The organism is Lentibacillus jeotgali (assembly GCF_000224785.1).
GTDB lineage: Bacteria > Bacillota > Bacilli > Bacillales > Amphibacillaceae > Lentibacillus > Lentibacillus jeotgali.
The window spans coordinates 79943-93511 of sequence record NZ_AGAV01000003.1 but is presented as its reverse complement, the minus strand read 5'-3'; the positions used below and the strand labels follow the sequence as shown (position 1 = coordinate 93511).

General features: G+C 40.8%; 8 protein-coding genes and 2 pseudogenes. 7 read left to right on the top strand and 3 right to left on the bottom strand.

Going from position 1 to position 13569, the window contains the following annotated elements:
- Positions 1 to 139 precede the first annotated feature (139 nt).
- Together ON01_RS00890 and ON01_RS00880 are read left to right on the top strand one after the other, a co-directional pair.
- Complete coding sequence (locus ON01_RS00890) at positions 140 to 586, top strand: MarR family winged helix-turn-helix transcriptional regulator (RefSeq protein ID WP_010529123.1); 447 nt, start codon at positions 140 to 142, stop codon at positions 584 to 586.
- Between the two features lie 610 nt (positions 587 to 1196).
- Positions 1197 to 1679 (top strand): CBO0543 family protein, encoded by a 483-nt coding sequence (locus ON01_RS00880; protein ID WP_010529121.1) that lies wholly within the window; start codon positions 1197 to 1199, stop codon positions 1677 to 1679.
- A 682-nt stretch (positions 1680 to 2361) separates the two neighbouring features.
- Here the strand turns inward: ON01_RS00880 and ON01_RS00870 are convergent.
- Both ON01_RS00870 and ltrA read right to left on the bottom strand, forming a co-directional pair.
- On the bottom strand, positions 2362 to 4194 hold the full coding sequence (locus ON01_RS00870; RefSeq protein ID WP_010529119.1) for a CocE/NonD family hydrolase: 1833 nt from the start codon (positions 4192 to 4194) through the stop codon (positions 2362 to 2364).
- A gap of 424 nt (positions 4195 to 4618) precedes the next feature.
- On the bottom strand, positions 4619 to 5926 hold the full coding sequence (gene ltrA / locus ON01_RS00865; RefSeq protein WP_010529118.1) for a group II intron reverse transcriptase/maturase: 1308 nt from the start codon (positions 5924 to 5926) through the stop codon (positions 4619 to 4621).
- A 1478-nt stretch (positions 5927 to 7404) separates the two neighbouring features.
- On the opposite strand from ltrA, the gene ON01_RS00860 reads away from it, so the two are divergent.
- From ON01_RS00860 to ON01_RS00850, 5 genes and pseudogenes are all read left to right on the top strand, one after another.
- Positions 7405 to 8691, top strand: coding sequence for an IS110 family RNA-guided transposase (locus ON01_RS00860; RefSeq protein ID WP_010529117.1), 1287 nt, complete (start codon positions 7405 to 7407; stop codon positions 8689 to 8691).
- 606 nt (positions 8692 to 9297) lie between these two features.
- Positions 9298 to 9760: pseudogene (locus tag ON01_RS20165) on the top strand (DUF3231 family protein).
- Positions 9753 to 9938 carry a DUF3231 family protein gene (locus tag ON01_RS20160; protein ID WP_010529115.1) on the top strand — a complete coding sequence of 62 codons (186 nt, stop codon included), beginning with the start codon at positions 9753 to 9755 and terminating at the stop codon, positions 9936 to 9938. The pseudogene ON01_RS20165 and the gene ON01_RS20160 overlap by 8 nt, the downstream one beginning before the upstream one ends.
- A gap of 92 nt (positions 9939 to 10030) precedes the next feature.
- Positions 10031 to 10306, top strand: a pseudogene (locus tag ON01_RS20155) (DUF3231 family protein); the annotation flags it as partial.
- 81 nt (positions 10307 to 10387) lie between these two features.
- Positions 10388 to 10852 carry a hypothetical protein gene (locus ON01_RS00850; RefSeq protein WP_010529113.1) on the top strand — a complete coding sequence of 155 codons (465 nt, stop codon included), beginning with the start codon at positions 10388 to 10390 and terminating at the stop codon, positions 10850 to 10852.
- Between the two features lie 340 nt (positions 10853 to 11192).
- On the opposite strand, the gene glmS is transcribed toward ON01_RS00850, so the two are convergent.
- The gene (glmS, locus tag ON01_RS00845; protein WP_010529112.1) at positions 11193 to 12995 is read right to left on the bottom strand and encodes a glutamine--fructose-6-phosphate transaminase (isomerizing); all 1803 of its coding nucleotides are present in this window, start codon (positions 12993 to 12995) and stop codon (positions 11193 to 11195) included.
- Positions 12996 to 13569: the final 574 nt, after the last annotated feature.

Sequence of the window (13569 nt, the reverse complement as noted above, 5' to 3'; positions counted from 1 at the left end):
ACCCCAATTTAATTTTGTGCAATTTAATTGCGCGATACTTATTAAACCATAAAAATTTCTTCTCGTCAAAAAACCAGTTTGACATTTTATGAACTTCCATATAGTTTAAAATAGAGAAGGACTGAAAGGATGATAATTAATGGAGAAAGATGAAGCAATAAAATTAAACAACCAACTGTGTTTTTCTATCTATTCATTATCAAGGGAAATAAATAAATTGTATCGTCCGTTTTTGGAAGAACTCAATTTAACGTATACACAGTATCTTGTCATGCTTGTTTTGTGGGAAAAAGAATCCTGTACAATGAAGGAGTTGGGAGACAGTCTTTTTCTCGATTCCGGAACACTTTCCCCAGTGCTCAAGCGCCTTACAGAAAGAGCGTTAACATACCGAAAACGAGATCCCGATGATGAAAGACGTGTATTAATTTCCTTAACTGAAGAAGGAAAACAATTAAAGGAAACGGCAGCGGAGATTCCCGGTAAGCTTATTAAAAAGAGTGGTCTCACTGAAGAGGAATTTTCGAGAACCCTTTTCGACTTCACAAATTTATTACAGCATATTCAGCAAGCGAATACAGAGTAAATCATGTGCCTCAGCAAAAAGGAAAGAAAAGGTAACAGGCCCCTCTTTCCTTTTTACAGTTTAAATGCCTTTCTCTTACTAGAATATTCTTGTATCCGGGATGGCTGATGCTCCTGAAAAAAATCCAAAATCAACCATAAAAAAGGTGACAACCTCACCTCCATAAATTAAACTACATTTTTCTTCCTCAGCTGTGCCTTTGTAACTCCTTTTTACAAATCTCCCCCATCTCCCTCGATCCCTTATCCCACTTGACCTCAACCCTTGTTTCATCCATAGAAATCCCGTCTTTCATCCCTTACATGAAGGAGATTTAACTCTTATTTTTACTATTTATTTTAAGAAATTTAATACAAATAACCAGACAGTTTAGTCAAAAAAATAATAGTTTGTCGCTCTTGGTTTCTTCTTTTCAACAGTCGAATATTGGGATGAACACTACAATGATTGGTCAAAGGATAGAATTGACCACGTCAAGACATTCGTTCAATTACGCAAAGGTTTTCAAAAAACGTGGGTTCGTAAATTGTGACACGTGATTCGCAAAATGAATAAATTCCCCCACAATGCAAATAATAAACCTATCCCTAACAAAAGAGGTGAGTCACCCATGGAACGTTTAATGTTAAAAGGCCTGTTGGCCGCGTGTGTCGGAATTTTACCCTTCATATTCAAAAAGGGACCTTTACCAATTTTAATCATTGCCTTCCTTTTTAAGGCCTTTGTAGCAAGCTTAGTCGATACTTACGTGGTGGAATCCAAACGAATTAGGTATCCCGTTCGCTTTCTGTCCAAACACTTCAAACTGAACATCCTCTATGATTATTTGATGTACCCGATCATTGGCGTCATCTATACCCGAATGACTTACACTTCCAACCCGGTGATGATCTTGTTAAAGACACTCGTCTTCAGCATCCCGATGACAATCGGACAATGGTTTTTGGAAAAAACAACAAAACTGTTCAAATATCATCATTGGAACCTTGGTCATTCATTCGCCACCCTCACAGGCACACTCTTGTTTGAGAGAAGTTTTATCGGACTTGTTAAAAAGGTGACCAAAGGTGGTCAAAGGGATACAGATTCTTGAGGTTTCGTCTCCTTGACTGACCGCGACTATTAGTTTGAGGATACTCCGTAAAAGAAATCAATAAAGTAGAACGGTCCTCTTTATTACAACTATGATTAAGGAAAATCACACAACCCTCCGTAAAAGAAGATTGTATGGTGTGTTTTTTATCACGAAGCAAGATACTGTATCGCCTGGCTACTGACAATTAACCATGTGACCAAAATACCATTGGCAAAAGACCCGACAAAGATTAAGCGTTTTTCTCAACGCCTTGAAAAAGGGGATTAAGAAGGTAAATGGTCTGTATCAAAATGTCTTGAGGATTTTCGCCATTTTTCAAAACACCTTTTGAAAGACTCTTTTGGAACCCAACCCATACAAGGGGTACAGCCTTATTCTGCCATTTCGGAGGACTTGCAAAAACATCCTTATTGAATATTTGTTTCATCTGAGAATATTTTCTGGAATTTTTGTGGGAGAATAGATTTTAAAAGCTGTTTATTAGGTGTAGTACCAGCAATCTTCCCCAGTTTTGTATGATATAGACGAGGGGGAAAGGATGTGCTTGTTTGATAATATACTTAAATGATGAAAACACCCGATTAACAATGCACACTTACCCAACCTGCAACCTTTGATAAGACAAAAAGCACCTACAAAAATAAAGGTGCTTTTGATTGTATTTATTCTTTCTGTCTATTTAAGAAATAGTTAAAGTGTTTGACACAGAAATCAATGTGACAATGATAGCGTAAATTATGCCTCCAAGGTAAGGGTTCATGCTGACCCGAAAGATTTTCCTTGAGATTATTGCAGCAACAGGCAAAATAACCAGAAAACTTATTAACCATATACCAACAATAGCTGATACATTTTCAAAGAATACATGTCCTGTAACAAAAAACGTGATGTACTGGATCGCGAATACAATTGCCACACCTATTGTGTTAAATAAAGCAAGTAATGCAGTATTAACCCATTCTTTTTTGCTATTTCTGTAGTAATTAAAACTATTCACTACTACTGAATTAGCTACAAAGAATATTAAGAAGAACGGAAGGTATTTTAAGGCTATAATGATTTTATCTGGCGTAAACGTTCGAACTGCAATAAACCATATTCTAAAGTCGGTATTAAAAAAATAGTCGCTGACAAATACTAAACCAAAGGAAGCAGCGCTGACACATACGGCTAAAAGCACCGTCTTACCCAACAATTTAGGACGAATGGATACACCAAGTTCTTTTAGAGAAGCCTTTTGCTCATTTGGTGTGAATTTTCGCGCCAAGACCATTAACAGAATCGCAAACACTCCATTTACCGCTGCCCAAATGCCAACATAGAACGTATATGGCTGTGGAAAGAAATCCGGTCGGACGGTTACACTCCAGTTATACAAGGCAAGGTAAGAAACCCCTGAAAATATGGCACTGACCACGAGTCCACCCCAAAACCATCCTTTTTCTCTTCTGGTTCTCATCACAGTCGGAGCCGGTTTTTGTGAGGCACGAAGGTCCGAAAAAGGTTGGGTGAACAGTAAGAGTTTTGTCAAACTTACGATGAACACTCCAAAACCAATGAGACCCAGAAAATTAAAAAACTCTTTGTATTGCCATGTTTGGTTAGTAGCCGGGATAGGTTCCGGAGCTCCTAACGTTTCATCGAAAAAATTAACAGTTACCTTTGCCACATGAGCAGAAAAGTGATTCCACGGGTGTGTTTGAGTTGGATTATAAATAACCCGTGTAGTTGTCTTTCCGTTAATCTCTTTTTTATACATTTCATAACTGGAACGTTCGGAATTGAAGTTTTCAGGACTTTTTCCGAAACGCAAAAACGATTGCGCAGCCTCCGTGTGTATAAACTCTCTTGGGGGAGTAACCGTTCCATCAGGTTTTTGGGATCGAAAAAAGAATTCATCATATTTGGCAGCTACGATTCCAACATCTCTGGCTCCATATAAATTGAAATATTCTTTTGTTTTTGGATTTTTATAAATAGCATCATTACCAACCAATAATACGGAAGAAATCAATGGATTATCCTTTTTATTATCTACCATAATCGACCAGTTGGCAGCTCTGGCACCATTTGAGTGGCCAGTCACTCCAATTCTCGATTTATCCACGTAAGGAAGACGAGCCATCAGTTCGACAGCATCATACATTCCAGTACCACGGTCATCCCATTCAGATGGTTTAACAGCTTCGGAATCCCCATGCCCGTACATATCTATGGACATGACAACATAGCCTCTTCTGGAAAGCTCGACAAAATTTAAATCCTGCATTTCCTTATTATTATACCAACCATGACTTGTAACAATCCCCGGTGCCTGATTCTCATCTGATACACCATCTGGCACAAAAAGTAACGCACTCAATAGATGACCGGATGGAGTCTCCCATTGTAATTCCTTAACTTCCACGTCACCACCGGAAGTTTGAACAAACGAAGCTCCAACCATACTAACCAAACATAATATGACAGATAGTATCACAAACAGTTTTGCTCTTTTCTTTACTTTCTCCATAATCTCCCTCTTTTCTTGATATTATTATTTTTAAACCTGAAAATAATAATAGACCAATCTAACGGCGCAAACACTATAACGGTTGGTTAAAAGCCCCCTTTTAATAACATGATGTCATTCAAACAAATGTGTAAAATGACAAAAACCCATACAACAATAGAACTTTCCTGAAGAAAGTACTATTACAGTATGGGTCTCCATGTCTCCACCATAATTTTAACTTGTGACACAATTATAAACATCTATGTAACCGCTATCAAGATGTTTTAAATAGGATCTGTCGGGTAAAGAACTGGCGCGGTGTCTTATTGAGATCCGTCTCCAGCTCCTCCCCATAAGAACTGCTCGTGAGGTTTTCCCTCAAGCAGCTCACCCCGTAATCTTCGTCAAAAGGGTTATGAGACCTATCGAATAGTAGACACTTTCATCGGTATCTTTCGGCATTTCCAAGCGGGCGGACTTTCCAGTCCCAATATAGTCCCAGTATGCCATAGAGGTACCCATTACTCCATCTCTGCCATCCGATGCTACGCTTTTTCCTTCGTTTTCTTCTTGTAAGCAGGGTTCTAATTTTCATCTCTGTGTAGTCACGTATTTCACTGAATGCACGACTCGAGTTTCCAACACGGAAGTAGTTGACCCATCCGGTAAGAATTCGATTGATTTGCTTGACGATATCCTCGGCCGGTTTTGCTCCTCCTTTTTGGATGACTTCTCGAATTTTTGCTTTCAGTATCGTACGCGCTTTCTTTCTTGGTGTCATCATGATGAAATGCCCTGTTCTTTTTCGGTTTGGGACTCGTCTTAGGTCAAAACCTAGAAAAGCAAATGATTCTCCTTTAAGGACATTGACCATCCGAGTTTTCTCCAAGTTAAGTTCCACTCCCAAAGGTTCGAGATTTTCCCAGAGCCGCTGAAGGGCTAAATCTGCCCATCCCCGTTTGCTGGAGTGACCGCTCACGGTAATCACTATATCATCGGCAAACCGATGATAGTTTACCGCCTCATAGTTGCCTTCCGCTGTTTTAAGCCGGATTGCATCAAAAGCCCAGTCAACCTCATTCAGATAGATATTTGCAGCTAGTGGAGAAAATGGCCCCCCTTGCGGTACGCCGATTTTTCCTGCTGCTTTTATCACCTGTTTTGTAAGATGCATGACTTGTGGGTCTTGAATGCGTTCCGCAATTTTCCCCAACAATATGTGATGTCTTATCGTATCGAAATACCGAGATAGGTCAACATCAATGACTGTTGTCATACGACGCAGTAAACTTCGCCGTACTTCTGCCAGTGCTTGATGCGGTGAGCGCCTTGGACGGAAGCCGTACGAGTTCGGGCAGAAATCTGCCTCAAAGATGGCTTCCATGATGAGTTTCAACGCCCCCTGTACGACACGGTCTCGAATAGTTGGAATTTGCAGTGTTCGCATCTTCCCGTTTGCCTTTGGGATGTCTACTTTTCGATTCGCTTGCGGTTGGTAGTTTCCTTCTTGGAGTTCTTTCTGAATGTTTTCCAAAAACGGTTGAACACCTTCATGCTCCACATCATCAAAGCTCTGTCCGTCAATGCCTGGGGCACCGCCGTTTTTCTTTGCTTGTAAGTAAGCTTCATGAAGGGTAGTTCGTTTGGTTATGTGGATAAATAATCCCCAAAAACGATGCGTAGGTTCAGCCTTCGCCTTTTGATAAATTCGCTGCCTTAGTTCCTGTAAGTTGATGGGTGTTTTTGTCATGGCACCCTTACCTCCTTCGGTCACACGAATTGTTTACAGGTTCGGATTCTTCCCTCCTCGCGTGTTTTGCTGCACGCGTATCTTCAGTACTACAATCCGTTCCGCCACCCTGACACCTGCTAGTCCCATTTCCCATTCACGGTTATAAGGACAGCCTCCTCGATGAGATTTCTTCACCGGGTGTCGAGGGCTTCTCCAGTTTCCACATCATCTTTCCCTTCATGTCGCCGCTGATACCCCGCCGGTGGGAACTACTGTTTCAGACTCTTTTCAGTCAGTTCCTGCTGCTTTCGCACGTTATCGACCGTCTCAGCCACCGGATTTGCGTGTAACGAGGCTACATCTGCGTTCACTGTGCGTTACAACCTGAAGTTTTGCCGCATTCCTTTAGAATGTTTGTCAGAGGGCTTCACCGGTTCACTTTCGTTCCGCGGTGTCTCTCAGGCTACGGGATTGGAGTCTTTTCTCCCGGTCGGACTTTCACCGACTAGATGTTGTGTCCTTCTGGACACGCCAATTTGCCAGCGAAGCGTATAGAGATCATGAATGTGTTCTTTCCCTATATCCGTGGCCGGTATATAGGTGATGAACATATTGGGGTATGTCTGAGACAAAATCTACATTCACCATTCCAAATTACGGATATAATCGTTATAAATTTAGTGGTTCACCTTTTATGTTGCACCTTAACGGACATTAAGAATCAGAATTAAGGGGGGAGTATGTACGATAATATCTGTTATCGGACGTCTAAAAAACATTGTTTAATCAATGTTTTACTTTTTATACCAATTCAAATGTTGATGTTACACATATATCGGAGTAAAGCCCATAAGCTATGAATACATTTTCATAATAACCGATCCAAAGTAAATAAAGCTCATAGCAAAAACCACAGTCAGAAATGCAGTTAATCTTTTAGGTAAATTTCCGTAAAAGTAGATTAAAACCAAACCTATAATTAAGTGAAAGACCAGAAACAATGTAACATTCATTTTATTCATTCCTTAAATACACTTAGTTTGGAATTTACAAACTCCCTTATTTCACTGACATATTTTTTCCCAACTACATATCTCTTTACTACAGCAAAGAGTTCCTATTTACTGAAAATCGTTATACATTATGTTGGCAGTAGATTTTTAACACTGGCAATTGTTTGCTGTATAAATCCAATTTCAGTAGTCCTACCCTATAGCTGAGTAAGAACAGCAAAAAGAACTTAATTGACAGTCAGCTATTCAACTCTTGCGCCCGTTCGTATTGCCTAACTATGATTAAAAACTCCTGTTGTAAACAAAAATTGGCATTTTGGAATCACCCACGAGGAAAATACCTAATAAAAAGCATTCCTGTATATAAAGAAATTTGAGGTTATATGGGCGTAGAATCAATTATACAAAAATAGAGCCCTCTTGGTACGATAGAGAGTGTCATTGCAATGACCTCGAAATTAGATACCAAGGAGGACTCCTACAATGGATTTTACACAAAATAATCGCTTAGAGCAAATCACAGACGAGACACTCATTATCGGAATCGACGTGGCAAAACACAAACATGTCGCACGTGCAATTGATGATCGTGGACGCGACTTGGCCAAACGATTGGTGTTTGAGAGTGGCCTAACAGGTTTTAAAGAATTGCTGGATTGGACGCAAAACCTTTCGGAGGAAACGAATCGTCCCGACCTTATTTTTGGAATGGAGCCAACCGGGCATTATTGGCTGAATCTGGCTTACTATTTAACGGCCCAGGAATTACACGCTGTGGTTGTTAATCCAACCAAAGTCAACCGCACAAAAGAGTTGGATGATGACTCGCCAACAAAAAATGATACAAAAGATGCGAAAGTCATTGCACAGGTCGTGCGGGCGGGACGATATCATGATCCCATTTTGCCTGAAGGCATTTATGCCGAATTGCGTGAAGGCATGAAGCTTCATGACATGATGCAGAAAGATTTATCATCGATCAAAGCACAAGTACAAAATGCGCTGGATCGTTATTTCCCAGAGTTTACAAGCGTTTTTAAGGATTGGACCAAGAAAACACCGATCCATTTCTTGAAAAAAGGTTATCTGCCAGCAGATATCGCATCATGTTCGGAAGAGGAATTAATGGTGGAAGTAAAAGTGGCGGCAAAGCGTGGCGTTGGAATCAAGCGTGTTCGAGCACTTAAGCATGCGGCTGAAACGAGTGTAGGTCTCACCGTTGGCTTGGCCATGGCGCGCCAGGAAATCAGTTATTTAATCGATCAGTATTTGGCCATAGAGGAACGTATCGAGGCCCATGAAGCACGATTGGAAGAACTTGTTCGCCAGGTTCCCGGGGCCAGTCAAATGATCGCGATAAAAGGGATTGGCGTCATGACCGTTGCCGGTTTTTTCGCTGAAGTAGGTGATTTATCCAATTATAAAGATCCACGCCAAATCATTAAATTAGCGGGATATAATCTTCAGTTGAACCAGTCGGGAATTTTTAAGGGTCAAACAACGATTACGAAACGTGGCCGCCGTCGCTTGAGATCCATACTATACCTGGCTGCGCGTCCTTTATCGGCTAATAACGAAGGTTTCAAACAGCTGCATCATTATTATAAAAATCGAGCAAACAATCCGCTGACAGGTAAGGAATCGTTTGTAGCACTTGGTCGGAAACTCATCAAGATCTTTTATGTCATGGGGACTCGCAACTGTGTATTCGATGGCAAGCGCATGATGAGGGATATTCCCCAATTGAAATCCCTGCAGGAAGCAGCTTGATTAGACAGGTTACAGAAATGAACGGATTGCCGGTCTAAAACGTGTTAATACTGATCAATGCTCGAGTGATGATGTCTATTGGGATGGCTTGTAAACAGGCTATGCCCCCGGCAAAACCAAATAATGAATGATATACAGGAAATGCGGAAGTTATACGAAAAGAAAATACGCTGTCTATTTGTCTAGATTCTATTACATCTGAAGCACGGATTAGCCGGTCGATATTTACTCCGTTAGGGCATAGACCCACTTAAAAAGCATTTCCGGCATCCACACATGGTAAGGTTGAACACAGGAATTTACGCGCATGACGCCGAGAGAAATGGGAGGATCCACCGCCATGTTCAATGTGGAGATCCAAAGGTGCGATCATACGGTACATTATTCTTAGTTTTCTGAAATATGGTTACTAAGCTTGTTTGGATTAATTATGTTATTCCATAATTTTCCAAAATGAGCGTATATTACCCAACCTTATCAGATGGCTTCATCAAATGTGGTAGGAAAAACTAGAAAAACAGCAATATTTTAAGAAAACCGAAATAAATAGAGGGAAGGAAAAGGATGTACATAATAATATAAAACATTTTGATTAGGAGGTCTAACATGGCTGACATACCTTTATCATCTACAGAATTAGGAAATCTGTGGCAAGCCTATCAAGAAAAATCAATGGCGTTACATGTTATGAACCGTTTTTTTACAAGTTCCGACGATAAGGAAATCCAAGATGTTCTCCAATCTGCCCTTGATATTGAAACGAAAAATATAAACACTATTAAACATTTTTCAGAATGAAGGGGTTCCAATTCCTGTTGCCTTTAGGGAAAAAGATACTGACAAACATGCCCCGCATTTGTTTGATGATAATTTTTATTTGATGACTGTACGCCTTTTTGCCAAGATTTTGATTGGCCTTTATGCTTTGCACTCTGGTATGTCTTATCGCGAGGATATCTACAACTTATATCACGACTTTACATCGGATAGTCAAACGATTTATAACAAGCACACAGTGTCTATTAAAGAAAGGTGTTGTAGCACGTCCTCCCAGCGTTCCCATGCCTAACGACATTGAATTCGTCCAAGACACAAGTTATAGCAGTGGCTTGAATCCCTTTGGGAAAAAACGTGTACTTAATACAGTTGAAATTGGCTTAGTGTATCAGGCACTAGAAGTAAACATTACAGGAACACAATTGATGACGGGCTTTGCACAGGTTGCTGAAAACCCTGATGTCAAATAATATTTTCAACGCGGAAAAGAACTTGCGGAAAAGCAAGTGTCAATAATGAATGATCTTTTACTGGAAAGTGATACACAAGCGCGCCTTCCACATGGTCAGGAATTGTAACCAATTCAACCATTTCACCGTTTTCCGACAAAATTATGATGTATATGACACATTTGCTATCGATATTCGGTTTGGGAGGTAACTCAGTAGGCGCAGCCTTTAGCTTTCGAAATGACCTACTTTTAAAAATGGGAACAATTATGACCAACACGTTTGATTTTGCCAAAGACGGAGGGAAAATAATGATAAAACACGGTTGGATGGAAGAACCCCCTCAAGCAACGGACAGAACAAAATTATCAAAAGGACAGGGCAAATAATCTAGGCGTGATGCTTAATCCATACTTAAATGGAGGAAAAAAGCAATGTAAAAAATCTATGATAACTTAGGACAAGATAATATGAATCAAAATAATAAGTATGAAAAACTCTTTTGGAGCATCGCATTACCAGGTATCGGTCAAATTTTAAACCGTAAGCTTTTTAAAGGCTTTCTTTTTATTGGATTGGAATTTTTGATTAATGTTCAATCAAATTTTAATAAAATAATTATCTTAAGTTTCCACGGTAATATCGAAGAAGCTATGTACCAAACAGAATATGGATGGTTGATGTTTTATCCTTGTTTATACTTTTTTGCAATATGGGATGCTTTCAAAGATGCTGGTGGAGGAAAAGAACCTTATTCTTTTTTGCCATTTGTTTTTTCGGCCTATTTTGTGACTGTAGGTACGATCTATTCACCAAAACTAATGCTATTTGGGGTATTGTTGGGGCCCATCTGGCTTTCAATGCTAAGCGTACTCCCGGGTTTATTTGTGGGATTTTTGTTAAAAAGGATACTTACAAAAAGGCTGCCCCCATGATCAGCCTTTTCCTTAGTCAAATGTATTTCTAATCAACATAACCGCATACTTTTGAAAGCAATACACTATAAATATGTGATAAAAAAGTATCTTCCCCCTTATTCAACAAAATGGCCCTATTGTAGAATTGTCATAACACGGCTTGTCAACATAATTTATCAAACTCTTTTATAAATTATCAAGCTTTATTTCAAAGCCACACCTTGTTGTATATCATAATGTTATTTTTACCATAAAACCCCCTTTGGGCAATGTCTATCCAAAGGGGGGGAGACAAAATTTGCAGCTTTTTAAAATATCCCGATTTTATCTCAAAGCCACAAATTACTTGTTATTTGATTTACTCCACCGTTACGCTTTTAGCCAAATTTCTTGGCTTATCAACGTCACAATCACGGTGCAATGCTGCATAGTAGGCAAGCAGCTGCATTGGCACAACACTAACTAAAGGTGCCAGAAGTTCATGCACTTGCGGAACGACAAATGCGTCGGTGTCCCGTTCCAATCCTTTCATGCTAAAGATTATATCATTGGCACCGCGTGCAACGACTTCCTGCACATTGCTGCGAATGGCGTAGTTGACGTTTTCCTGAGTCGCGAGTGCAATGACCGGTGTTCCTTCTTCAATCAATGCGATGGTTCCGTGTTTGAGCTCTCCGCCGGCAAATCCTTCCGCCTGAATATAAGAGATTTCTTTCAGTTTAAGTGCACCTTCCAGGCAGACAAAATAGTCACTGCCACGGCCAATGAAGAAAGCGTTCCGGGTTGTTCCAAGATTGTCCCGGACCAGCTCTTCAATCGTTTCTTTTTGCTCTGTCAGTACTTCCATCGCGTTCGCAGCGATAGCAAGTTCCTGCAATGGATCAAAGTCCAGTTCGAAACCTTTTGCCCGTGCTGTATCGACTGCCAGAATCGCCAATACCGCGATCTGTGCTGAGTAGGCCTTTGTCGAAGCAACAGCAATTTCCGGTCCTGCATGAAGATGCAGCGTAAAGTCTGCTTCACGAGAAAGGGTGGATCCGGGCACATTCGTAATTGTCAGCGCCGGATGTCCCATTTCTTTAATTTTAACTAATACCGAACGGCTGTCGGCAGTTTCACCGCTCTGAGAAATGAAAACAAATAACGGTTTTTCTGACAGAAGCGGCGTATTATAGGAAAATTCACTGGCCACATGCACTTCTACCGGTATTCCGGCCATTTTTTCCAGTAACCGTTTACCGGCGAGTCCTGCATGGTAGCTGGTTCCCGCTGCAATAATGTAGACACGGTCACACGTTTTCATGGCACTGCGTATATCCTGATCGAGTTTCAGACGATCATGTTCATCTTGATATTCTTGGATAATACGGCGCATGACAAATGGTTGTTCATCGATTTCTTTAAGCATAAAGTGCGGATATGTGCCCTTTTCCGTGTCGCTTACATCAATTTGCGCTGTAAACGGGCTTCGGGTCACGGCAGTACCATCCAGTTTTTGCACTTCCACAAAATTGCGGTTCACAAGTACGACTTCCCGATCAAAAATTTCCAGATACTGATCTGTTTCCTTCAATGTTGCCATGGCGTCACTGGTGACAACGTTGAAGCCGTCGCCCAGCCCAACGAGCAATGGGCTTTTATTTTTAGCCACATAAATCGTTTCCTTATCTTGCTTATCGATTAAACCAATCGCGTACGAACCTTTCAAGAGATTTATCGTTTGACGAAACGCTTCTGCTGTATCGCCGTATTTTTCAGCGTTTTTATCGACAAGCTGTACAATGACTTCGGTATCCGTCTCACTGCCAAAAGCGATGCCGTCGAGATAATCTCTTTTCAGTTCTTGATAATTTTCAATGACGCCATTATGAACCAGCACGAAGCGGCCGGATGTGCTTTGATGCGGGTGTGCATTTTCTGCACTCGGCGCGCCATGTGTTGCCCAGCGTGTATGTCCGATCCCCATCGTCGACGCAGCTGTATCATTGACACGCTGGCGCAATGCAGCGATCCGTCCTTTTACTTTGAACAAGTTAATGTCGTTATCATCCAACATCGCAATTCCTGCTGAGTCATAACCGCGATATTCCAGCTTTTCCAGTCCGTTCAGTAAAATTTCCTTTGTATTATTATATCCGATATACCCTACAATTCCACACATCGTTGTTTCCTCCTTGGTTAAAGGGGCAACAAACGACCTCTATCATTCAGGCTGTTTTCTTATAGAGTGCTGCATTTTATCATTGACTGAATTTCGAACCCGCTTCAGGCAAAGCTTCCTATCCTTTAAACAAAAAAGCAGCAATCAATGCAAAAACAGTTCTTCTCGACTATGGGGCGTTTGCTGCCCCTTTCTCGTGATTGTTACTGCTGTCATCTTGCTTTAACCTTTGTACAGCAAGTCGCCTCGCTGTTTTCGGAAAAAGCATACGACTGAGATGTACAGTCGGGGGGTATCCGCCGATCAATTCGATAACCCCCTCCTCGTCAACTATTTTCACTTCCGATCGGAAAATAGTCCAGGCGCTTATTATGCTTTAATCCCTGCTCTCCTTTCTATTTTTAAATCAACCCCATTGGCAATCGAGGCCTCCTACATTTTAACCGAGTCAGGGCGCCTTGGTCAATTACTTTTTAAAAGGGGTGTTGTTTTAAGTGTATGTCTTTTTGAAGCACAATGTGTGCCGCTAAGGTCATTAACTAGTATACTTAAAGAAAAAAGTACGAGGGAGAAT